Here is a 21,360-nt window from a genome sequence, read left to right as displayed (position 1 = left end):
CTGTTGATTTGGGCAGCGAACCGAAGCACAGCGGCGATACGGGTACGCCGTTGCGGTGGATGCCCGCGGCGCTTCGCATTTGAAACTACACGGCGGGTGTAAAACAGGCTGCTAACAAATCGACCCGTTCCTGCCGCAACAGCGGGTTACGGGCATGCCAAACTTGCGAACCACGCCCTATCACCACCCCGCCGGCCATTGTTTGGATACGGCAAAGCCGGTTTCCTGGCCGGTCGTTGTCATCCTGGAATATATCGAGATAGAGTCCCGACTCAGGCAGTTCCGGATGCGGAGATTCAGCGACTAAATACACCAGTACCGTGACGCTGCAGCCGTCGGCGTCGTCCCTGTGGGCTGCAAGAAAGTCCCCCTCACGATAGTAGGTGTAACAGCTGCTCTGGGGGCTGAGCCGATAGCGTTGACCAAAGGCTGAATACAACAAACTGCCCAACGGCTCACTCAACAGAAAGCCTTCGCCGATAGGGCCGAGACTCGCTAGGCGAGAGCGATACTGCAACAATTCATTGCCAATGGCCAAATGCGCTGTTGTGAACTGCCGGACGGATTCTTGGTAGAGAAAGTCGAGCGGCGCGCCAGTGATGGTGCCGCAAAATGGAGCAAAACCGGTTTCACCGAGTTCGGCGCGAAGCCGCGCTTGATCCTCCTCGGATTGCGCCAATGGTTGGCTGTAAGTCAAGGGGGCGGGCCTGATCATCGCGCAAGTCTGGCGGTTGATTCCTGGTGCAGGTCCGACTCGTCAAAAGGACGCGTCTGGCAGGAGAGCTCTAGTTGCAACCGGTTCGGGTCTGTGAAAAAAATCGAGCTGGCGTGTCCCAAGTCGATTATCGGTGATACCTCAATCGAGCGAGCCTCCAGCTGTTGCCGCCGGGACTCCAGGGCGTCGAGAGTGCGAACCCTAAAAGCAAGGTGATACATACCGCCAGGCAATCCCAGTGCGCCGTTGATACCCGTATCATAATCATCGGAGATGCCCTCAACCGCTTTCGGCTCCATGAACACGATGTACTGGGCATCGCCCACATCGAAGTAGACCTGGCGCAGAGTCCCGCCTTCATTGATACGTGTCAGGTTATCCACAACACGCTTGAAACCCAACACCCGTTCATAAAACTCGATGGTTGCCTCCATATTGTGGGTCGACACTCCAATATGTGAATAACCGTTGCCCATGATGGCTACCCCTGGCCTTCTGATAATGTTCGGACAGCATGCCCGTATTCGATTCCGCGGATATGTGGCTTGACTTTAACTCGGTACGCAGATGCTCCGCCAAGCGGTAGCTCAACGCCATCAGTGTAAACGTCGGGTTCGCCCAACTCACCGTCGGGAAAACACTGCCGCTGGCAATATAAAGGTTGTGGATGCCATGTACTCGGCAATTCAGGTCAACCACACCCTGAGAGCTCGATTCGGCCATGCGAGTAGTGCCCAGTTGGTGATTGGAATGGAGAGGTTGCAGCTTGAGTCGGCGAGAGTCCTGGATCGGATGGCGAATCCGTGCATAGTATTTCTGTGCGAATTGGGCACTGATAGCACGTGCCGTTTCAAGAAAGCTGTGCCGATCCAGCTCGTTCAGCTGCCAGTTAAGCTGCAAGCGTCGCATGCCCAGCGCGTCCTTGCGCTGCGATAGCGTCACACGCGAAGCGGGATTGGGTGCTTGCTCCATAAAGAGGCCAGCCCGGGGGTGTCCGTTTCTGTCATGCTCGGTGTTCTGTACAGGTGCAGCCGCGCATTTAGCACGCCCAATGCCTCCTGTACCTCAGCGGAGAGCCCCAGGCACGACAGGTATTCCAGTCCCGCGTTCACACGCCCGCGCTCGGCCCAATGGGCAAACATACCCGGCTGCGTTAATTCGAAAGATGTGATGGCAAAGTGCGGATGCTCCATGAAGTAGCGGCCTACGAGGTCGCTGCTATTCCCCAGCCCTCCGCTGACCTGGCTGTCGGCGTTTAGCAGGAGACGAGGCGTCTCCAAACCGCCACAAGCAAGAACCACGACTTTGGGCCGGATACGGCCTTGTCGACCGTTGAGAGTGCGCACGACCAGCTCGGTTACGACCTGATGACCCGAGTTGAGGCGGATATCGACGACGGTGGCATGGCTGAGGACGGTGATTGCCGTAGCCGACTGAAATGCCTGAAGCAACGGCTCTCCAAATCGCTGGATAGGCATGCCAAAGCGCCATACAGTCGGTATCACTTGAGGGCTATCGATCGGCAACGGACTCCCGGCCTGCGCGGCGATGGCACGGGCATCAAAATTTGCGTCGCCAAGATTGAGCAGCTTGGCAACTCGAGGATAATATGGCTCGAGCGCCTCAATTCCAAACGGCCATCCACTGCCGGCCACCCAAGGACGCTCTAGAAAATCGTGGCGGTCGAACAAAGCACAGTAGCCGGCCCACAGGGACGCAGACCCGCCAAAACCGCGAGCACGGGTTTCGGTCAACGGATAATCGAGGCCGATGGATTCCCCTTGCTGCAAGGCATCGACCTGTGGGTCCGCTCCAAGGCCACCACTTTCGATCACCATCACGGATGCACGGTCGGCCAATTCGCGCGCCAGCACTAAACCGGCGGGACCGGCACCGACAATGGCCAGATCAACCGAACGCTCAAGCGTGACGTTAAAGTCTCGGGCATCCAGCAGCATGCGGCATTCCCCTTGTTACCGGTCGTACCCCAGCCATTGCTGATAGGCAGAAAACCGTCGCTCGATGTCCTCCGCCACCCGCGGCGGAAGCTCTGTTTTCCAGACTCCGACCAAACCTTTACGCAGGTGACCAGTTTTCACCAGATCCGAAACATATCCCTGCTGCGTTGCCAAGGTCTGCGGCATTTTGTCAAAGGACAGCCGTCTGGCCACATCGGCGATCGTCTGCTCCGGTACGCGAACCTTCCAGAAGTTCATGACCTTGCGTAACCGGTACGACGTATCGCGGACAAGATCTTCGTAACGCACAATCGGAAAGCCATTACAGGTGACCAGGTTTAACCAATCGGCGAGGTTACCGAAGGCATAACGGCGGCTAGCGCTAAGCAGACCAATCAGGTGTCCGAAGTAAAATTCCGTGATATCGGTATAGCGTGGCTCGCAAAAGCCGTTGCGTAGATCGCTCCGCGCCAGGTCATGGAACCAGGAAACCACCACATCTCTCAAATCGCGGACCAGAACCACGACGCCATGAACATTGGGTTTACTCCCATCCTGTATGATATCCATGACATGTGACAAGGTGATCTGCTGCTTTGCTTTTACGCCAAGCATTCTTTCCAGCATGGCCATCATCCATGCCGTGCCGGATTTTGGCACACTGTTAACGACAAACAGCTTGTGGCCCGGAATCCGATTTACGTCGAGAGGTTCGGCAGTATAGCGGCGCAAATGGACGTGGCTATCGTCAAGTAACTCTGGATAATTAGCGCCTATGTGATAGGGAGCGGCGATATGGATGAAACGATGACTCAGATCGTGGCTGGCTAAAGCCGCCTGACCGTCGAAGACATTGTTAATACCCCGGGCGAACAGTTCGCTGACGGCATGCTTGAACTGCTGACCGACTACCACCACCATATCCTCGGCCGAGAGTCGTGAGCACAACTGCTTGAAACCGATAACCGGAATGTTCGAAGAATGAACACCCTGATCATCAACCAGATCCGGATAATCAACGATGGCGGCAATCTCGGCTTCAGAGATCTGTCCTTCGTATGACATCCAGTCGACGATTTTTCGGGCGTCCTGGCGTGTTGCTAAAATATAGATGCCTGCCATGATTGGATACCAACACTAGACTGTGGACAGTTTTCGCTCTAGACCCGCCTGAAGTCTTTCCAGTAACCACTCCCAGTGCGACGCACAGCAGAAACCTGGGGAGGTGGCAATGATACAGCGATCGAGCTGGGGTACCCGCTGTATCATGGCCTCAAAAAAAGGTTCAATTTGAGCAGGGCCAACTGGCGCATTTCGCTATGTGATGCAGTGGCGGCAGCACCGACATTGCCGTTGAAGTCGTTGATAAAATAATCCAGGTCTATATGTAGGATTATCTGGCCGCGGGGAAGATTCGCAAGTACTCGTTCCGGATCAGTTCCCGCCAAGTAACTGCCGTCGGCATGTTGCAGATCGCCCTCTTCCTGTTTCAGGGATGCAAAACGGAACTCTGGAATCTCGGGGTAGAAGCAGGACGCCCGCAAGAGTTTGCGAGGCTGAGCACTGCTTGCCGAAACATTATTCAGGTGGCGCACGTGCAGTTTGCGGTTGGCATAGAGCAATGGGGTTATGAAATCGCCTATGCTCACGCACCCGGCATTGATCGCATTCGTCCAGTCCTCCGAGCGTTGGGGATCGAAAGGACGGCCGGAGGCTGGATTGACAAGACCTTCATCGGTGTAAAGCAAAAAGCTAGGCATCATGTCCGTATGGTCATCCAGGTGGATCAGAACCAAATCATCTTTGCTCTTTGCCAGCTCATCGGCAATAAAGTAACCGGACCAGCAATCCTCGAAACATAGATCATAGTGTTCTTGTCGCGACCGATAATGGAAGAGGTCGTTCAGGTCCATGGGCGGATCCTGTGTCTTGAGTAACCCAGGCAGATCCGGATCAGCCGCGTGATAACCCGTATCCGGGCCAAGAATCCGCAAAAGACAGCTGTTCTCATCCCAAGCAAACTTCAGGCTGCGCACGATCTGCCGTAACCTGGCCCTGATGGTATCCGGGGTATTCCCGCTCACGAAGCCCGGATCCAGTGGCAGCTCGATCAGGGCACTCATGGCCGAGACAAATGTTCGTCAATGTGGCCCAGCAAGGTGTCGGCAAAGGTTTTCACGTGCACCTTGCACTCGGGCGTTTCCGTGGCATCAAATCGACCAAAACGCCGATACTTGATGAGATTGTACCCCCCGAACAGAGTTCGAAGTATTCACATTGAGATTCGCACGCCCGGTGACTGTATTCAAAATCGTCAGTAATCCGCTCTAACTTCGAATTTCTTGTAATCTCTTCCAGTGTGTCGGTGAGAATATTTCCTATCACCATACCACGACCGTCACCGTAAAGATTTTTCAAATCCTTGCATTCATCCACAGTCAGGCCGGCATAAAAAGTTGTCACATCACCGTTGACCTCAATGCTGAGCGTTTTGAAAGGTTTACTCATATTACGAGCATCGTAACCAGGCCTTTCAGCTTGGCTAACGAAAAGTCGATTGTAAAAAGACGAAAAGTTGCGAATTCTTGGCGTGCTTGAATGATTGCTTTCCCCACAGCGATAAAGCAGAGCTCGGAGAAAAGACTCATAGCGTTCGCAATATTGCCAGACTTTCTCCTCCACGTTCGCATCGATGAAGAATTCATCATGAAGATTGAAGTGGAATTCGCGAATATGATTTACGAACGGAATAAAAAACTCGATAAACTCGATAGGATAATCCAGTCCTTCAGGTGACACTACAGCAGTGATATCGAAGGGAATGTCATTATCTGCTAGCAGACACATGCCGCGTTGGGTTCGGTCATGGCTGGGAATGCCGCGCCAAGTCTTTCGATGCCGGTCATGGAGAAAGGCAGGTCCGTCGCAACTGATACCGATACTCAGATAGTAGCGATACTCCTTCAACAAGTTGCACCATTCCTGATTGATCAGCGTGCCGTTTGTCTGGATATCGAAGGTAATGGATGGGCTTGTGTACCCGTGCTTCGCCTGAAGCTCGAGAATGCCTTCCATCGCTGCTCGATAGTAGGCTGGGGATAAAACCAGTGGCTCTCCCGAATGCCAGCTCACACGAAGTTGATCTGCTAGGTCGAGACAAGAACTGGCCAACAGCTTTTCGAAGGTCGTCAGAATGGTCGACAGTGGCATCTTCGCCTTGTTGTGCCGGCTTTCCTCCGAGAGATAGCAGTAGTCACAATTGAGGTTGCAAAAGCCGGTACCCTGCAGCACGACCATTTCGACCGGCCCCTGGAGTGGAACGAGTGTCGCCTCTCTCGCTGATTCCATACCACTGACTCCCTGGCCAATAAGAGACTGGCAATGCCTGCCATCTTTCGGATTGACTCCATCTGGAAACGAGGGACACCCGCATAGACTGCATTCCGGTATGCAGGGTTCCCTCCCTAGATCTTGAGGATTTAGCGGCGCATGGCAGGCCCCCAAGAGGCCGTACAGGTGGATTTCACCGCTTCAGTACCGGTCGTGGCAAGCGGTTTGTATCGATCAAGTCTGCCTGCAGCGAAAGCGGCTTTCGCGTCAGAAATTGTTGTCGCCATAGGCTTTTTCGCTTCGATATGACGCATAGTGGCTACCTCCTGGAGGTGATCACAGGTATACGAATCATGGAGTGAGGCGGCTAATCCACCTCAGACATAAATATAGACGGGATTGTCAATGACGCAAATGGAGATCGGGCCAAGAGCTTGACGGTCATGTGGGTGAAACCGGGCCGCGGGAAATATCATTGTCACATTTTCATCGCGATAAATAACATTGGCGATATAAGTAATGGATAACTCTTTATAAAACAGAGATATAAACCAGATAGGATCCTCAATGAGCCTCATGTGAAGATCGCGCCCCATCCCTAGAGCGGGGGCCTCTTTGTATTCCCGCCACCACATTGTGCTACGCTGAGAAGCGATGGAGTCTTTAGACCAAGGCAATGCAGCGGCGCGACAATATTCGGCACTACGACCTGAAACCGAGGCATCTCGAATACACTGATTCATTCTGGAGGATTCTGAGATGAAGCTGCTTAATATTTTTATTGATATTTATAAGAAACTGGAACCCAGCAGGTTGTTTGAATCGCTGTAGCCACCGCCAAAGTCTATTACCGTTATTTATCTCTTTGGCGCAGTAGTTCTCGCAGTCCATTTTCTTATAGCAATGCTCACACCGCCTGGCCATGGAGGTCTGATTCGCAACATTGGTCTTACTCTTGCCGCATATCTGGGTGCACCTTTTGTAATTTGGCGTTTAAAAATTGCGTCCGATCAGGCAATCACTGCAGAAAATAGAGTGATCGCGAACCGTTTTGCAAAGGCTGCAGACCAACTCTATTCAGTGCGCCGCATTACGCATAAATCCCCGGATGATTCTTCAATTCAAATAGAGGAAGAGCAACCGAACTTCGAAGTCCGCATTGGCGGTCTTTATGCGCTCAAGCATATTCTGGAAGACAGTAAACGCTATCAAATACAAGTATGTACCGCATTATGCGCCTATATCCGATTCAATTCGTTACGCGAGTTATCGGCAGATTGTAACAAGAATGATGAACTGACATGTAAGAAGTGGTTTATCGATGTTCAGACCGCTTTGGAAATAATTGGGTATATATCACAAGAACAACGCGCCTACGAAAGAGACAATTGTTTCTGTTTGAATTTGAGTGGTGCTAATTTACAGTGGAAAGATTTGAAGGGCATGAATTTCCAAGCAGTAGATTTCGAAAATGCTGATTTTCGAAACGCGAAACTAGAAAAGTCCGACCTCACTCACGCCTTTCTGGGTGGCTGTAAATTTGAGGGTGCGGTGCTTGACAAGTGCAAGTTTGACCGGGCTTCATTGCGTGATGCGGATTTGAGTAAAGCGAAAGGATTGGATCTGGAATCGCTCAAGCGTGCACACGGAGTCAAGATTGGATATGGAAAAACAAAACTACCTGATAAGTTGCTCCCTCCAGAGAACTGGTTCAAAGCCGAGGACAGCTATGAAGATCCGGTGGCATTCCGGGAGGCCTATCGGGCGCATTTCCTAAAGACCTATGAAAAAGATCCAGAATTCAAGAGGTTTTCAGAGCCCTTTAATAAACGCAACCTCTGATACCCTTCCGAATCGCTACGCGCCATGCCTGACGCACCCACATCGGCATAGGGGCGGTCAGCACTGCTGACCGTTCCCCTGCCACACCACCCGGCATGCGGGTCCGCACCGGGCGGTTCGAGAAGTTGAGGTCATGAGAGACGCGGCACCCCCAGCCGGTCAAAGTAGGCAATCGTCAGCACATGGTGCCCCGCCGAGAGGCTGTTATGCCACCAACGGCGGCTCAGCGCCGCTACCGATTGCGCCACCCACGGGGCAGCCCCAGGCCGATCAGCTCCCGGTAGATCGTCTTGCCACGGCGCCACTGCTTGAACTGGAGGGCCCTCAGGCGGCGACGTATCCAGCCATCCAGACTGCGCCAGATGCGCGGCGTCTGTGCCAAGCCGAAGTAGCCTTTCCAACCCAACAGATAGCGTCGCAGCTTCTCGACCACCTCGGCCATGCTACGTCCGCCGTTTCGTCGGGTCAGTTGCCTGCCCCTTTGCTTGAACGCCTTCAGCGCCTTTTCCGATACCGCGCGCCGCACCTCGCCATCCCGACCCTGCCACAGGGCATAGCCAAGGAGTTTGCGGCTGAACACGCGGGTCACCGCACTTTTGGATTCATTGATCTTCAGGCGCAGTTTATCGTAGCAACGCCGCAGCAGGCGCATCACCCGCTCGCCCGCCTTCTGACTGCGCACGTATACATTGCAGTCATCAGCGTAACGGGCAAAGCAGTGCCCTCGACGCTCAAGCTCACGATCCACCTCATCGAGCAACACCTTGGCCAGCAGCGGTGAGAGCGGACCGCCTTGCGGCGTGCCCTCCACCCGCTCGATCACCACGCCGCCATCCATAATCCCCGCGTTCAGATAGGCACGAATCAGCCGGATCACCCCGGCGTCCTTCACGCGCTTACTGAGTCGGTCGATCAGGATGTCGTGATTGACCCGGTCGAAGAACTTCGACAGGTCAACATCGACCACGATGTGGCAACCTTGCTGGACATAGCGCTGCGCGGCCAGCACCGCGTCCCGCGCCCGGCGACCGGGGCGAAACCCGTAGCTGTGCTCGCTGGAGGTCGGATCGATCAACGGTTGCAGCACCTGCAACAGTGCCTGCTGTATCAGACGGTCGGTCACAGTGGGAATACCCAACTCACGTTCACTTCCGTCTGGCTTCGGGATGCCCACACGCCGCACAGGCCGGGGCCTGTACGTGCCGTCCAGCAGTTGCTGTCGGATGCTTGGCCATGCCTGTTTCAGGCACGTCCCGGTCTGGGCTATATCCAGACCATCAACGCCTGCGGCACCCTTGTTTGCCTTCACGCGTTTCCAGGCACGCTGCATGTTTTCTCTCGCGAGCACCTGCCTCAGCAGGTCTCGCCCTGCGTCCTCCGACTCTTGTCGCGCAAGGCCGGTTTCATCGCTGGCCGTTTGGGGCAGGGCTGTCGCGGCTTCTTGCCCGCTCGCCCTGCTCGGCGGCGCCTCATATCCGATTCTTGTTCATCGGCTCACGATTTACGCTCCACGCTTCCTTCCCACGGTCAGTCACCTTTGCGCAGTTGCGCTTCACTTCGTTCGCTGTGGCCAGCTTACGGGAGGACATGCACCTCCAGGAGTGCGCCCGTGCCGGGCGCACAAAAAAACCCGACCAAAAGGTCGGGTTTTGTGTTTTTGCGCTTAGCTGAAGAATTTAGTCTTCAGCAGACTCGTCAGCTGCAGTCAGGCCGGCCGGACGGTCAACCAGTTCTACATATGCCATCGGAGCATTGTCGCCGGCACGGAAGCCGCATTTCATAATGCGGACGTAACCGCCCGGGCGAGTTGCATAGCGCGGACCCAGCTCGTTGAACAGCTTGCCTACGGCTTCTTTGCTGCGGGTACGAGAGAAAGCCAGGCGGCGGTTAGCCACGCTGTCAGTCTTGGCCAGGGTGATCAGCGGCTCGGCAAAGCGGCGCAGTTCTTTCGCCTTCGGCAGTGTGGTCTTGATCAGTTCGTGTTCGAACAGAGACACTGCCATGTTTTTGAACATCGCTTTGCGGTGCGCACTGGTACGATTAAAATGACGACCAGATTTACGATGACGCATTTGTTAAGTCCTTACCAACTTAGTCAGTTCAACTCGCTGCCTTAGGACGCGACCTTATCGTCGTTCTTAAGGCTGGCCGGTGGCCAGTTCTCAAGACGCATACCCAGAGACAGACCTTTGGATGCCAGGACGTCCTTGATCTCGGTCAGCGACTTCTTGCCCAAGTTCGGAGTCTTCAGCAGCTCAACTTCGGTACGCTGGATCAGGTCACCGATGTAGTAGATCTGTTCTGCTTTCAGACAGTTGGCGGAACGTACAGTCAGTTCCAGATCATCAACCGGGCGCAGCAGAACAGGATCGATTTCCGGCTCGGCCGGTTCGACCTTGGCCTGATCAGCCGCATCTTCGAGATCCACGAATACCGCCAGTTGCTGCTGCAGAATGGTAGCAGCACGACGAATGCATTCTTCCGGATCAATGGTTCCGTTGGATTCGATGTCGATTACCAGCTTGTCCAGGTCTGTACGCTGCTCGACACGCGCGCTTTCTACAACGTAGGAAACGCGGCGTACCGGGCTGTAAGTAGCGTCCAGCTGCAGGCGACCGATAGCACGAGTTTCCTCCTCGTCCCCGATGCGAGCATCAGCCGGAACGTAACCGCGACCGCGGGTTACCTTCAGCTGCATGTTCAGGCTCGCACCTTCGTTCAGGTGAGCGATCACGTGTTCCGGGTTGGCAATCTCTACATCCTGGGTCAGCTGGATATCACCAGCTGTCACAGGACCCGGCTCGGACTTGCTCAGGGTCAGGGTCGCTTCTTCACCGTTGTGAAGGGCAACCGAGACACCTTTCAGGTTCAGCAGGATCTCGATGACATCCTCCTGAACGCCTTCAACCGTGCTGTACTCGTGCAGCACGCCATCGATCTCGACTTCCGTGAAGGCAAAGCCCGGCATGGAAGAGAGCAGAATACGGCGCAGCGCATTACCCAGCGTGTGGCCAAAACCACGCTCCAGCGGCTCGAGAGTCACCTTAGCGCGAGTCTTGCTGATTTCCTGTACGTCGATGTGACGCGGGCTTAGAAACTCGTTTACAGAACGCTGCATAGTTCCACCAATAAAGTGTTCAAGAATTACTTGGAGTACAGCTCGACGATCAGGTGCTCGTTGATGTCGGCGGACAGCTCGCTACGCTCAGGAACGGCTTTCAGAGTGCCTTCCATTTTGCCTGCGTCTACCTCAACCCACTCAACGGGGGCACGCTGAGCAGCCAGCTCCAGAGCGCTCTTGATACGCAGCTGGTTCTTGGCCTTCTCACGAACTGCGACCACGTCACCGGCTTTCACCTGGTACGATGCAATGTTCACAACCTGACCGTTAACGGTGATCTGGCGGTGAGCAACGATCTGACGGGACTCCGCGCGAGTCGAGCCGAAGCCCATGCGGTACACGACGTTGTCGAGACGGCTTTCCAGCAGCTGGAGCAGGTTTTCACCGGTTGCACCAGTGCGGCGAGCCGCTTCTTTGTAGTAGTTGCGGAACTGACGTTCCAGAACGCCGTACATACGACGTACTTTCTGTTTTTCGCGCAGCTGCAGACCGTAGTCGGACAGACGTCCCCGGCGCGCGCCGTGCATCCCCGGAACAGCTTCTGCTTTGCATTTGCTGTCCAGTGCACGAACGCCGCTCTTAAGGAACAGATCTGTACCTTCACGGCGAGACAGCTTGCACTTAGGTCCAAGATATCGGGCCATTTTACCGTCTCCAGTTTATACGCGACGTTTTTTCGGCGGACGGCATCCGTTGTGCGGAATCGGCGTCACGTCCGTGATGTTTGCAATTTTGTAGCCACAAGCGTTCAGTGCACGCACTGCCGACTCGCGACCCGGTCCAGGACCTTTGACAAACACGTCGAGATTTTTCAAACCATACTCCAGAGCCGCCTGACCGGCGCGCTCGGCTGCAACCTGTGCAGCGAACGGGGTGCTCTTACGGGAACCACGGAAGCCTGAGCCACCGGAAGTTGCCCAGGAAAGCGCGTTACCCTGGCGATCGGTAATGGTGATGATAGTGTTGTTAAAAGAGGCATGGATGTGCGCGAAGCCATCCACTACCTGCTTTTTAACCTTCTTGCGTGTGCGATTACCTGGCTTTGCCATATCGGAAATTCCTATCGCTTACCACTTACTTACGGATCGGCTTGCGCGGACCTTTGCGCGTACGCGCATTGGTCTTGCTGCGCTGACCACGTACCGGCAGATTGCGGCGGTGACGCAGGCCACGGAAGCACCCGAGGTCCATGAGACGTTTGATGCTCATGTTGACTTCACGGCGCAGATCGCCCTCTACAGACAGCTTGGTAACTTCGCCACGAACGTTATCGAGCTGCTCTTCGGTCAGATCGGCGATTTTTGTGCTCGGAGCGATTCCGAGGTTGTCGCAGATCTTCTGGGCGGTAGTGCGGCCAATCCCGTAAATGTAAGTAAGAGAAATTACCGCATGCTTATTGTCAGGAATATTGACGCCAGCTATACGGGCCATTCAATTTACTCCGTCTTCGGGCACTCATTGACTTCCAAATGAGCGCCATACTAATTCTTACGTTCGTGGAAGGCGCGCAATACTACACCCTGATCAAAAATAAATCAAGGCAACGCACCCTCCACGCCCTTTTCGCCGGGAAATTAACCCTGGCGCTGCTTGTGACGCGGTTCTACTTTGCAGATCACGCGCACGGAACCGTTGCGACGTACGATCTTGCAGTTACGGCAGATCTTTTTTACAGATGCGCGTACTTTCATGATCCACTCCAAGTGACGATATCAGCGCAGGAATCCCGCGCCACCGCCTTTGAGGTTAGATTTCTTCATCAGAGACTCATACTGGTGAGACATCAGATGCGACTGCACCTGAGCCATAAAGTCCATGACCACCACTACCACGATCAACAGTGAGGTACCGCCGAAGTAGAACGGCACGTTCCAGGCCACCACCAGAAACTGCGGCATCAGCGATACCGCGGTGATGTACAGCGCACCGAACAGAGTCAGACGGCCCAGCACAGTATCGATATAGCGTGCGGACTGCTCACCAGGACGAATTCCCGGGATAAATGCACCTGATTTCTTCAGGTTGTCTGCCACGTCGCGGGGATTGAAGACAATCGCCGTGTAGAAGTAGCAGAAGAACACGATGCAGATGGCAAACAGCAGAATATAGAGCGGCTGGCCCGGACCGAGCGCAAGCGCGATATCCTGCAGCCATTCCATGCCTTCGGTCTGGCCAAACCACTGGCCAACCGAGGCCGGGAACAGCAGGATGCTGGAAGCAAAGATGGGCGGGATGACCCCGGCCATATTGACCTTCAGCGGCAAATGACTCGACTGCGCCGCGTAGACGCGACGACCCTGCTGACGCTTCGCGTAGTTGATGGTGATACGGCGCTGGCCGCGTTCCATGAACACCACGAAGCCGACGGTCGCCACGGCCATTACCGCAATCGCCAGCAGCGCCAGGATGTTGAGATCACCCTGACGTGCCGCTTCAAAGGACTGACCGATCGCACTGGGCAGACCGGCCACGATACCGGAGAAGATCAGAATCGAGATACCGTTGCCGATACCACGCTCAGTCACCTGCTCGCCAAGCCACATCAGGAAGACGGCACCCGCAACCAGCGTGACCACAGCAACGAAATAGAAGCTGATGTCCGCGCTGAAGGCGACGCCCTGATTGGCCAGGCCCACCGCCATGCCGAACGACTGGATGGTCGCCAGAACAACGGTTCCGTAACGGGTGTACTGATTGATTTTACGGCGACCCGCCTCACCCTCTTTCTTCAGCTGCTCGAGCTGCGGGCTCACCACCGTCATCAGCTGCATGATAATGGATGCAGAGATGTACGGCATGATACCCAGTGCGAGGATACTCATTCGTTCCAGCGCACCACCCGAGAACATGTTGAAGAGACTGAGAATGGTCCCCTGATTCTGTTCAAACAACGCGGCCAGACGATCCGGATTGATCCCCGGCACCGGGATATGAGCCCCGATGCGGTACACAATGATCGCCAGCAGGACGAACCTCAGGCGACCCCAAAGTTCGCCCAGTCCGCTCTGCATGCCCGCCGGTATCTGTCCTTGTTTAGCCATTTACGCCTCGACTTTGCCGCCTGCAGCCTCGATCGCAGCCAGCGCACCCTTGGTCACTTTCAGACCGGATACGGTAACTGCTTTGCCGATCTCACCAGACAGGATCACTTTAGCCACTTTGATGTCGTGGTTAACGAGATCCGCCGCTTTCAGCGCGGCCAGATCGATTACCTCCGCCTGGATTGCGTTCAGTTCGTTGAGACGAACCTCGGCAACATAGCGGGCTTTACGGGAATTGAAGCCGAACTTCGGCAGTCGGCGCTGCAGCGGCATCTGGCCGCCTTCAAAACCCGGCTTGACGGAACCGCCGGAGCGGGACTTCTGACCTTTGTGACCGCGGCCACCGGTTTTGCCCAGACCGGAACCGATACCACGACCAACGCGTTTCGGAGCCTGCTTGGAACCAGCACCAGGGCTCAGAGTGTTCAGACGCATGTGACGAACTCCTCTTACTCGCCTTCTACACGAACCATGTAGTTGACTTTGTTGATCATGCCACGGACCGCCGGCGTGTCTTCCACTTCAACAGTGTGACCGATGCGACGCAGGCCGAGACCTTTTACACACAGCTTGTGCTTCGGCAGAGTGCCGATCGGGCTGCGTACCAGAGATACCTTCAAAGTGTTAGCCATTGTCGATTACCCCAGGATCTCTTCTACGGTCTTGCCGCGCTTGGCAGCAATGTCGTCCGGAGCGTTCATGTTCTGCAGACCCTTGATGGTCGCGCGAACAACGTTCACCGGATTGGTTGAGCCGTAGCACTTGGCCAGGACGTTGTGGACACCAGCCAGTTCCAGAACGGAACGCATCGCGCCACCGGCGATGATACCGGTACCTTCAGACGCCGGCTGCATGTAGACCTTGGAAGCACCGTGACGAGCGTTGACCGGGTACTGCAGAGTACCGCCGTTCAGTTCGACACGGATCATGTTGCGACGAGCCTGTTCCATTGCCTTCTGGATAGCGACCGGCACTTCGCGCGCCTTGCCACGACCGAAACCAACGCGGCCATTGCCGTCACCGACGACAGTCAGAGCGGTGAAACCGAAGATTCGACCGCCTTTAACCACTTTAGCGACGCGGTTGACCTGAACCAGCTTTTCCTGGAGATCGCCGTCTTTCTGTTCGTGATTTGCCATTATCGACCCCCTTAGAATTCCAGGCCGTTTTCACGGGCTGCGTCAGCCAGTGCTTTCACACGACCGTGGTATTTGAAGCCGGAACGGTCAAATGCAACCTTGGTGACACCAGCTTCTTTCGCGCGCTCAGCGATCAGCGAACCTACCTTCTGAGCCGCTTCGACGTTACCGGTAGCGCCTTCGCGCAGATCTTTCTCGACGGTCGAGGCAGAGGCCAGAACCTTGCCACCGTCAGCGGAAATAACCTGTGCGTAGATATGACGCGGAGTACGGTTGACGCACAGACGTACAGTGCCCAGCTCGCGCATTTTCAGGCGGGAGCGGCGTGCACGACGGATACGAGCTTGTTTCTTAGCGTTCATAACCCTGCCTTACTTTTTCTTCGCTTCTTTACGGCGAACATATTCGTCAGCGTAGCGAACACCCTTGCCCTTGTACGGCTCAGGCGGACGGAAGCCACGCACCTCTGCTGCCACCTGGCCCACGCGCTGCTTGTCAGCACCGCTGATCACGACTGTGGTCTGGTTCGGGCACTCGGCAGCAATACCTTCAGGCAGTACGTACTCGATCGGGTGGGAGAAGCCCAGCGTCAGGCTAACGGTGTTGCCTTTGACAGCCGCACGGTAACCGACACCCTGGAGTTCCAGGGTCTTTTTGAAGCCTTCGCTGACACCGACGACCATGTTGTTCACCAGGGAACGAACGGTACCGGACAGGGCGTTGGCCAGCTTGCTGTTGTCAGCCGGAGCGAACAGCAGATTGCTTTCTTCCTGCTTGACTTCGACGCTCGGGTGAACGTCCAGGGTCAGAAGGCCGTTCTTGCCCTTGGCGCTGATGGTGCGACCGTCAATCTTCAGATCTACGCCTGCCGGTACAGCAACGGGTTTTTTACCTACTCGAGACATAATTAACCCCTTAGAATACCGTGCAGATCACTTCACCACCGACACCAGCGGTACGCGCAGCGCGATCGGTCATCACACCTTTATTGGTAGAGATGATCGCGACACCCAGACCACCGGCCACTTTCGGCAGGTCGTTGGCGGCTTTGTAGATACGCAGGCCCGGACGGCTTACGCGCTTGATCTCTTCGATAACCGGCTTGCCTTCGAAGTATTTCAGCTCGACGTTCAGAACCGGCTTCACATCACCTTCTACGGCGTAGTCGGCGATGTAACCCTCTTCCTTCAGCACTTTCGCAATGGAAATCTTCTGCTTGGAAGACGGCATGGATACGGCCTGCTTCTGCGCCATATGGCCGTTGCGGATACGGGTGAACATATCCGCCAGTGTATCTTGCATGCTCATGCGTTTAACTTCCTCTCATGTGCAGCTTGGTGCGGTAGCAGGGCGCGCTGCGCCCTGCCCTGACCACCATGCTTACCGTAAAACCAGCGGTGACTTACCAGCTGGCCTTTTTCAGACCCGGCACATCGCCACGCATGGCTGCTTCACGCAGTTTGTTACGGCAGATGCCGAACTTGCGGTAAACAGCGTGCGGACGACCGGTCAGCTGGCAGCGACGCTGCTGACGGGCCGGGCTTGCGTCACGCGGCAGCTTCTGCAACGCGACCAGGGCATCCCAGCGCTCGTCTTCGGAAGAAGACGGGCTGTTGATGATTGCTTTGAGCTCGGCACGCTTGGCAGCGTACTTGGCTACGGTCTTCGCACGCTTGACTTCACGTGCCTTCATGGATTGTTTAGCCACGATATCCCCCTATCACTTCTTGAACGGGAAGTTCAGGGCAGCCAGCAGGGCACGACCCTCTTCATTGGTCTTGGCAGTGGTGGTGATGGTGATATCCATCCCACGCAGCTTGTCCACCTTGTCGTAATCGATTTCGGGGAAAATGATCTGCTCTTTGACACCCATGCTGTAGTTGCCGCGACCGTCGAAGGATTTCGGGTTCAGACCGCGGAAGTCACGGATACGCGGAATGGAAATGTCGACCAGACGGTCGAGGAATTCCCACATCTGCTGACCGCGCAGCGTGACCTTGCAGCCGATCGGCCAGCCTTCACGCACCTTGAAGCCCGCGATGGACTTGCGCGCCAGGGTGACGACCGGTTTCTGACCGGCGATGGCCTGCATGTCGGCCACAGCGTTTTCCAGCTGTTTCTTGTCGCCCAGGGCCTCACCGACACCCATGTTCAGGGTGATCTTGGTGACGCGGGGGACAGCCATGACGCTCGGAGCCTGCAGGTCTTCTTTGAGCTGCTGCCGAACGGTTTCGTTGTAAAGCGCTTTCAGTCTAGACATGACAACAACCCCCTTATCCGCCAATGACTTCGCCGTTGGACTTGTAGATGCGCACCTTGGTGCCGTCCTCGAGCAGCTTGAAGCCGACGCGGTCGCCCTTGCCGGACTGCGGATTGAAGATCGCCACGTTGGAAGTGGCCAGCGAGGCTTCCTTCTCAACGATGCCACCCGCCTTGCCCGCCATCGGGTTCGGCTTGGTGTGCTTCTTCACCATGTTGATGCCGGAGACGATCAGGCGATCGTTGGCCAGCACACGCAGCACCTTGCCGCGCTTGCCCTTGTCTTTACCTGCGATGACGATGACTTCATCGTCGCGTCGAATCTTGCGCATGTTATACCTAATTCGTTTCCTGCTACCCTCTCATGCTCAAAAACGCCAAGCCCTCTCGGGATTGGCGTTTTCAAAGTACTCGGTCAAACTGCGACCGGGTCTTAGAGCACTTCAGGCGCCAGGGAAATGATCTTCATGAACTTCTCGGAGCGAAGTTCACGCGTAATCGGGCCGAAGATACGAGTACCGATAGGGGCATCGTTCTGGTTCAGCAGAACCGCTGAGTTGGTATCAAAGCGGATCAGGGAACCGTCGGGACGACGCACACCCTTACGGGTACGCACTACGACAGCCTTCAGAACCTGGCCTTTTTTCACCTTGCCACGCGGAATCGCTTCCTTGACAGTCACCTTGATGATGTCACCGATGCGGGCGTAGCGACGATGAGAGCCGCCCAGGACCTTAATGCACTGCACTCGCTTGGCACCGCTGTTGTCAGCGACATCAAGCATCGATTCAGTCTGAATCATGGTCTACTCCAAAAATAATATCGTTCCGCCTGCCCGGCCTTACCTGGCCCGAACAGGCGGATCGTCAAATGGAGCAAAGGCGCAATATATTACACCTTCGCTGCGCGCTCTTCAATACGAACCAGCGACCAGGTTTTGGTCTTGGACAGCGGACGGGTTTCCGCGATGGTTACCCAGTCACCGACCTGACACTCGTTCTTTTCGTCATGAGCGTGCAGCTTGGTAGAACGTTTTACGTATTTACCGTAAATCGGGTGTTTTTCCTTACGCTCAACCAGCACCGTGATGGACTTGTCCATCTTGTCGCTGACAACTTTACCGGTCACAGTTCGAGTACGTTTTTCAGCGCTCATACTTAGTCACCTGCCTTTTCGTTCAGTACAGTCTTCACACGAGCAATGTCGCGACGAACCTGGCTCAACAGGTGGTTCTGCGCCAGCTGACCAGTTGCCTTCTGCATGCGCAGATTGAACTGATCCTTCAGGAGCCCCAGCAGTTCCTGCTGCAGCTCATCTACGGACTTATCACGCAGTTCGGTCGCTTTCATCACATCACCGTCCGCTTAACAATGGTTGTGGGAACAGGCAGCTTGGCAGCGGCAAGCGCGAATGCCTCGGCAGCCAGAGTCTCCGGAACACCGCTCATTTCGAACAGCACTTTACCCGGCTGAATCTGGGCTACCCAGTACTCGACGTTACCCTTACCCTTACCCATACGTACTTCAAGCGGCTTGGTGGTGATCGGCTTGTCAGGGAAGACGCGGATCCAGATCTTGCCGCCACGCTTGACGTGACGGGTCATGGTACGACGCGCAGCTTCGATCTGACGTGCGGTGATGCGGCCACGGCCGGTGGCTTTCAGGCCGAATTCGCCGAAGCTCACCTTGCTGCCGCGCTGTGCCAGGCCGCGGTTGCGACCCTTCATCACCTTACGGAATTTCAGTCGTTTAGGTTGCAGCATTGACGTCTACCTCACTTAGCTTTCTTCTTGGGCGCGTTCTTCTCGGCACGCACCTGCTCGATGCCGCCAAGAACCTCGCCCTTGAAGATCCAGACTTTAACGCCGATCACACCGTAGGTGGTGTGCGCTTCGTAGGTAGCGTAATCGATGTCCGCACGCAGGGTGTGCAACGGAACACGACCTTCACGGTACCACTCGGTACGCGCGATCTCGGCGCCACCCAGACGGCCGCCCAGCTGGATCTTGATGCCCTTGGCACCGATCCGCATGGCGTTCTGTACCGCGCGCTTCATGGCGCGACGGAACATGACGCGACGCTCCAGCTGACCCGCAACGCTCTGGGCAACCAGTTTGGCGTCCAGCTCGGGCTTGCGAACTTCCTCGATGTTGATGTGCACGGGCACACCCATCATCGCGGAGACTGCGTTACGCAGCTTCTCGACGTCTTCGCCCTTCTTGCCAATCACGATACCCGGACGGGCGGTGTGAATGGTGATCTTGGCGTTCTGTGCCGGACGCTCGATCTCGATACGGCTAACAGACGCATTGCTCAGCTGCTTCTCCAGGTACTCGCGCACCTGCAGGTCGTTCAGCAGCTTGCTGGCGTATTCGCCCTTGTCGGCATACCAGGTCGAGGTATGGTCTTTTACGACGCCAAGGCGAATACCGGTCGGATGTACTTTCTGACCCATTTCGAACTCTCCTAGCTCAGCGCTTAGTCGGCTACCTTGACGGTAATGTGGCAGGTGCGCTTCAGAATACGGTCAGCGCGACCTTTCGCACGCGGCTTGATGCGTTTCATGCTCATGCCTTCGTCGACGAAGACAGTGGAAACGCGCAGATCATCAATGTCGGCACCTTCGTTGTGCTCCGCATTCGCGATAGCAGACTCCAGTACCTTCTTGACAATCGCCGCACCTTTTTTGGGGCTGAACGCCAGGATGTTCAGAGCTTCACCCACAGACTTACCGCGGATCTGGTCAACGACCAAGCGAGCTTTCTGGGCGGACAGGCGGGCGCCTTTTAATTTAGCGGCAACTTCCATCTCTTATCCCCCGTTACTTCTTCTTGGCCTTTTTATCGGCCGCATGTCCACGGTAAGTGCGAGTTGCAGCGAACTCACCCAGTTTGTGGCCAACCATGTCTTCGGTGACAAACACCGGCACATGCTGGCGACCGTTATGAACTGCAATCGTCAAACCCACAAAGTTCGGGAAGATCGTAGAGCGACGCGACCAGGTCTTCAGCGGACGACGGTCGTTGCTCTCGATTGCAGCTTCTACCTTTTTCAGCAGGTGAAGGTCAATAAAGGGACCTTTCTTCAGTGAACGTGGCACAGCTGTATCCTCAGATTAGTTACTTGGCAGAACGACGGCGTACGATCAGCTTGTCGGTACGCTTGTTCTTACGGGTCTTATGACCTTTAGTCGGAACACCCCACGGAGTAACCGGATGGCGACCGCCGGACGTACGGCCTTCACCACCACCATGCGGGTGATCGACAGGGTTCATTGCGACACCGCGAACGGTCGGACGAACACCACGCCAGCGCTTGGCACCGGCTTTACCCAGCTGACGCAGGCTGTGTTCGCTGTTGCCAACCTCACCGAGAGTCGCGCGACACTCGACCAGCACCTTGCGCATCTCACCGGAGCGCAGACGCAGAGTGGCATAAGCTCCTTCACGCGCCACGAGCTGAGCAGAAGTGCCCGCGGAACGTGCCAGCTGTGCACCCTTACCGGGTTTCAGTTCAATACAGTGGATCGTGGAACCCACCGGGATGTTGCGAAGCTGCAGCGTGTTGCCGACCTTGATGTCGGAACCGATGCCGGAATTCACAACCGCACCGGCCTTGAGGCCTTTCGGTGCGATGATGTAACGACGCTCACCGTCGGCGTATTTCAGCAGAGCGATGTGCGCGGAACGGTTCGGGTCATATTCCAGACGCTCGACCGTTGCCGGGATACCGTCCTTGTTGCGACGGAAGTCGACCAGACGGTAATGAGCCTTGTGACCACCACCGATGTGACGGGTGGTGATGCGACCGGCGTTGTTACGACCGCCGGACTTGCTCTTCTTCTCGACCAGCGCTGCGAACGGCTTGCCCTTGTGCAGCTCCTGGTTGACAACCTTGACCAGATGACGACGTCCAGCAGAGGTCGGCTTAGTCTTCATAACTGCCATGATTTAACC

At 55.6% G+C, this 21,360-nt stretch carries 35 protein-coding genes; 1 reads left to right on the top strand and 34 read right to left on the bottom strand.

The annotated features are described in order from the left end of the window. Window positions 1-85: 85 nt before the first annotated feature. The 9 genes from ACFQDL_RS13395 to ACFQDL_RS13355 all read right to left on the bottom strand — a co-directional run bounded on the left by ACFQDL_RS13395 (window position 86) and on the right by ACFQDL_RS13355 (window position 6,746). Window positions 86-715, bottom strand: coding sequence for a 2OG-Fe(II) oxygenase family protein (locus tag ACFQDL_RS13395; RefSeq protein WP_379909446.1), 630 nt, complete (start codon window positions 713-715; stop codon window positions 86-88). After that, window positions 712-1,191, bottom strand: coding sequence for a VOC family protein (locus ACFQDL_RS13390; protein WP_379909445.1), 480 nt, complete (start codon window positions 1,189-1,191; stop codon window positions 712-714). Before ACFQDL_RS13390 ends, ACFQDL_RS13395 begins: the two co-directional genes overlap by 4 nt. Continuing rightward, window positions 1,124-1,624 carry a GMC family oxidoreductase gene (locus tag ACFQDL_RS13385; protein ID WP_379913068.1) on the bottom strand — a complete coding sequence of 167 codons (501 nt, stop codon included), beginning with the start codon at window positions 1,622-1,624 and terminating at the stop codon, window positions 1,124-1,126. The genes ACFQDL_RS13390 and ACFQDL_RS13385 overlap by 68 nt, the downstream gene beginning before the upstream one ends. 29 nt (window positions 1,625-1,653) lie before the next feature. Beyond that, on the bottom strand, window positions 1,654-2,673 hold the full coding sequence (locus ACFQDL_RS13380) for an NAD(P)-binding protein (protein WP_379909444.1): 1,020 nt from the start codon (window positions 2,671-2,673) through the stop codon (window positions 1,654-1,656). Between the two features lie 15 nt (window positions 2,674-2,688). Continuing rightward, window positions 2,689-3,795, bottom strand: a complete 1,107-nt coding sequence (locus ACFQDL_RS13375) for a sulfotransferase domain-containing protein (protein ID WP_379909443.1) — start codon at window positions 3,793-3,795, stop codon at window positions 2,689-2,691. 143 nt (window positions 3,796-3,938) lie between these two features. Then, window positions 3,939-4,796, bottom strand: a complete 858-nt coding sequence (locus ACFQDL_RS13370) for a hypothetical protein (protein WP_379909442.1) — start codon at window positions 4,794-4,796, stop codon at window positions 3,939-3,941. Window positions 4,797-4,848: 52 nt separating this feature from the next. Beyond that, entirely contained in the window at window positions 4,849-6,021 is a 1,173-nt protein-coding gene (locus tag ACFQDL_RS13365; RefSeq protein ID WP_379909441.1) for a radical SAM protein, read from the bottom strand. Between the two features lie 131 nt (window positions 6,022-6,152). Then, window positions 6,153-6,317 carry a hypothetical protein gene (locus tag ACFQDL_RS13360; RefSeq protein ID WP_379909440.1) on the bottom strand — a complete coding sequence of 55 codons (165 nt, stop codon included), beginning with the start codon at window positions 6,315-6,317 and terminating at the stop codon, window positions 6,153-6,155. A gap of 63 nt (window positions 6,318-6,380) precedes the next feature. Then, entirely contained in the window at window positions 6,381-6,746 is a 366-nt protein-coding gene (locus ACFQDL_RS13355; RefSeq protein WP_379909439.1) for a hypothetical protein, read from the bottom strand. Between the two features lie 160 nt (window positions 6,747-6,906). On the opposite strand from ACFQDL_RS13355, the gene ACFQDL_RS13350 reads away from it, so the two are divergent. Continuing rightward, window positions 6,907-7,845 carry a pentapeptide repeat-containing protein gene (locus ACFQDL_RS13350; RefSeq protein WP_379909438.1) on the top strand — a complete coding sequence of 313 codons (939 nt, stop codon included), beginning with the start codon at window positions 6,907-6,909 and terminating at the stop codon, window positions 7,843-7,845. A 232-nt stretch (window positions 7,846-8,077) separates the two neighbouring features. Here ACFQDL_RS13350 and ltrA read toward each other — a convergent pair whose 3' ends face one another. The 25 genes from ltrA to rplB form a co-directional block, all read right to left on the bottom strand. Then, window positions 8,078-9,175 carry a group II intron reverse transcriptase/maturase gene (gene ltrA / locus ACFQDL_RS13345; protein ID WP_379909436.1) on the bottom strand — a complete coding sequence of 366 codons (1,098 nt, stop codon included), beginning with the start codon at window positions 9,173-9,175 and terminating at the stop codon, window positions 8,078-8,080. Between the two features lie 346 nt (window positions 9,176-9,521). Next, window positions 9,522-9,917 carry a 50S ribosomal protein L17 gene (rplQ, locus tag ACFQDL_RS13340; RefSeq protein WP_379909435.1) on the bottom strand — a complete coding sequence of 132 codons (396 nt, stop codon included), beginning with the start codon at window positions 9,915-9,917 and terminating at the stop codon, window positions 9,522-9,524. A gap of 41 nt (window positions 9,918-9,958) precedes the next feature. After that, complete coding sequence (locus ACFQDL_RS13335; RefSeq protein WP_379909434.1) at window positions 9,959-10,963, bottom strand: DNA-directed RNA polymerase subunit alpha; 1,005 nt, start codon at window positions 10,961-10,963, stop codon at window positions 9,959-9,961. Window positions 10,964-10,989: 26 nt separating this feature from the next. Beyond that, window positions 10,990-11,610 carry a 30S ribosomal protein S4 gene (gene rpsD, locus ACFQDL_RS13330; protein ID WP_379909433.1) on the bottom strand — a complete coding sequence of 207 codons (621 nt, stop codon included), beginning with the start codon at window positions 11,608-11,610 and terminating at the stop codon, window positions 10,990-10,992. A gap of 15 nt (window positions 11,611-11,625) precedes the next feature. Beyond that, on the bottom strand, window positions 11,626-12,015 hold the full coding sequence (gene rpsK, locus ACFQDL_RS13325) for a 30S ribosomal protein S11 (RefSeq protein ID WP_188863061.1): 390 nt from the start codon (window positions 12,013-12,015) through the stop codon (window positions 11,626-11,628). Between the two features lie 25 nt (window positions 12,016-12,040). Further along, entirely contained in the window at window positions 12,041-12,397 is a 357-nt protein-coding gene (rpsM, locus tag ACFQDL_RS13320) for a 30S ribosomal protein S13 (RefSeq protein ID WP_379909432.1), read from the bottom strand. A gap of 143 nt (window positions 12,398-12,540) precedes the next feature. Beyond that, the gene (gene rpmJ, locus ACFQDL_RS13315; RefSeq protein WP_007021200.1) at window positions 12,541-12,657 is read right to left on the bottom strand and encodes a 50S ribosomal protein L36; all 117 of its coding nucleotides are present in this window, start codon (window positions 12,655-12,657) and stop codon (window positions 12,541-12,543) included. 21 nt (window positions 12,658-12,678) lie between these two features. Then, complete coding sequence (gene secY, locus ACFQDL_RS13310) at window positions 12,679-14,007, bottom strand: preprotein translocase subunit SecY (protein ID WP_379909431.1); 1,329 nt, start codon at window positions 14,005-14,007, stop codon at window positions 12,679-12,681. Next, complete coding sequence (gene rplO / locus ACFQDL_RS13305; RefSeq protein ID WP_379909430.1) at window positions 14,008-14,442, bottom strand: 50S ribosomal protein L15; 435 nt, start codon at window positions 14,440-14,442, stop codon at window positions 14,008-14,010. A gap of 14 nt (window positions 14,443-14,456) precedes the next feature. After that, window positions 14,457-14,639: a 50S ribosomal protein L30 gene (gene rpmD, locus ACFQDL_RS13300; protein WP_379909429.1), complete on the bottom strand. Its 183-nt coding sequence runs from the start codon at window positions 14,637-14,639 to the stop codon at window positions 14,457-14,459. 6 nt (window positions 14,640-14,645) lie between these two features. Then, window positions 14,646-15,146, bottom strand: a complete 501-nt coding sequence (rpsE, locus tag ACFQDL_RS13295) for a 30S ribosomal protein S5 (protein ID WP_379909428.1) — start codon at window positions 15,144-15,146, stop codon at window positions 14,646-14,648. 11 nt (window positions 15,147-15,157) lie between these two features. Further along, window positions 15,158-15,508: a 50S ribosomal protein L18 gene (rplR, locus tag ACFQDL_RS13290; protein WP_379909427.1), complete on the bottom strand. Its 351-nt coding sequence runs from the start codon at window positions 15,506-15,508 to the stop codon at window positions 15,158-15,160. A gap of 9 nt (window positions 15,509-15,517) precedes the next feature. Continuing rightward, window positions 15,518-16,051: a 50S ribosomal protein L6 gene (gene rplF, locus ACFQDL_RS13285; RefSeq protein WP_379909426.1), complete on the bottom strand. Its 534-nt coding sequence runs from the start codon at window positions 16,049-16,051 to the stop codon at window positions 15,518-15,520. A gap of 10 nt (window positions 16,052-16,061) precedes the next feature. Beyond that, a complete protein-coding gene (gene rpsH, locus ACFQDL_RS13280) occupies window positions 16,062-16,454 on the bottom strand; it encodes a 30S ribosomal protein S8 (RefSeq protein WP_379909425.1) in 393 nt (130 codons plus the stop codon). A gap of 94 nt (window positions 16,455-16,548) precedes the next feature. Beyond that, complete coding sequence (gene rpsN / locus ACFQDL_RS13275; protein WP_379909424.1) at window positions 16,549-16,854, bottom strand: 30S ribosomal protein S14; 306 nt, start codon at window positions 16,852-16,854, stop codon at window positions 16,549-16,551. Window positions 16,855-16,866: 12 nt separating this feature from the next. Beyond that, entirely contained in the window at window positions 16,867-17,406 is a 540-nt protein-coding gene (gene rplE / locus ACFQDL_RS13270; protein ID WP_379909423.1) for a 50S ribosomal protein L5, read from the bottom strand. A 13-nt stretch (window positions 17,407-17,419) separates the two neighbouring features. Next, complete coding sequence (gene rplX / locus ACFQDL_RS13265) at window positions 17,420-17,737, bottom strand: 50S ribosomal protein L24 (protein WP_379909422.1); 318 nt, start codon at window positions 17,735-17,737, stop codon at window positions 17,420-17,422. Between the two features lie 101 nt (window positions 17,738-17,838). Further along, complete coding sequence (rplN, locus tag ACFQDL_RS13260; RefSeq protein ID WP_379909421.1) at window positions 17,839-18,207, bottom strand: 50S ribosomal protein L14; 369 nt, start codon at window positions 18,205-18,207, stop codon at window positions 17,839-17,841. Window positions 18,208-18,296: 89 nt separating this feature from the next. Further along, complete coding sequence (rpsQ, locus tag ACFQDL_RS13255) at window positions 18,297-18,560, bottom strand: 30S ribosomal protein S17 (RefSeq protein ID WP_188863074.1); 264 nt, start codon at window positions 18,558-18,560, stop codon at window positions 18,297-18,299. A gap of 2 nt (window positions 18,561-18,562) precedes the next feature. Then, complete coding sequence (gene rpmC, locus ACFQDL_RS13250; RefSeq protein WP_188863075.1) at window positions 18,563-18,754, bottom strand: 50S ribosomal protein L29; 192 nt, start codon at window positions 18,752-18,754, stop codon at window positions 18,563-18,565. Then, window positions 18,754-19,167: a 50S ribosomal protein L16 gene (gene rplP / locus ACFQDL_RS13245; protein WP_379909420.1), complete on the bottom strand. Its 414-nt coding sequence runs from the start codon at window positions 19,165-19,167 to the stop codon at window positions 18,754-18,756. Before rplP ends, rpmC begins: the two co-directional genes overlap by 1 nt. 11 nt (window positions 19,168-19,178) lie before the next feature. After that, window positions 19,179-19,859, bottom strand: a complete 681-nt coding sequence (rpsC, locus tag ACFQDL_RS13240; RefSeq protein ID WP_379909419.1) for a 30S ribosomal protein S3 — start codon at window positions 19,857-19,859, stop codon at window positions 19,179-19,181. Between the two features lie 23 nt (window positions 19,860-19,882). Next, complete coding sequence (gene rplV / locus ACFQDL_RS13235) at window positions 19,883-20,212, bottom strand: 50S ribosomal protein L22 (RefSeq protein ID WP_379909418.1); 330 nt, start codon at window positions 20,210-20,212, stop codon at window positions 19,883-19,885. Window positions 20,213-20,225: 13 nt separating this feature from the next. After that, a complete protein-coding gene (rpsS, locus tag ACFQDL_RS13230; protein ID WP_379909417.1) occupies window positions 20,226-20,504 on the bottom strand; it encodes a 30S ribosomal protein S19 in 279 nt (92 codons plus the stop codon). A 19-nt stretch (window positions 20,505-20,523) separates the two neighbouring features. Beyond that, window positions 20,524-21,351 carry a 50S ribosomal protein L2 gene (rplB, locus tag ACFQDL_RS13225; RefSeq protein ID WP_379909416.1) on the bottom strand — a complete coding sequence of 276 codons (828 nt, stop codon included), beginning with the start codon at window positions 21,349-21,351 and terminating at the stop codon, window positions 20,524-20,526. Window positions 21,352-21,360: the final 9 nt, after the last annotated feature.

Source organism: Marinobacterium aestuariivivens (assembly GCF_042661465.1).
Lineage (GTDB): Bacteria > Pseudomonadota > Gammaproteobacteria > Pseudomonadales > Balneatricaceae > Marinobacterium_A > Marinobacterium_A aestuariivivens.
Note: the sequence above shows the minus strand (reverse complement) of the source record. Positions and strands in the feature narration are given on the sequence as shown.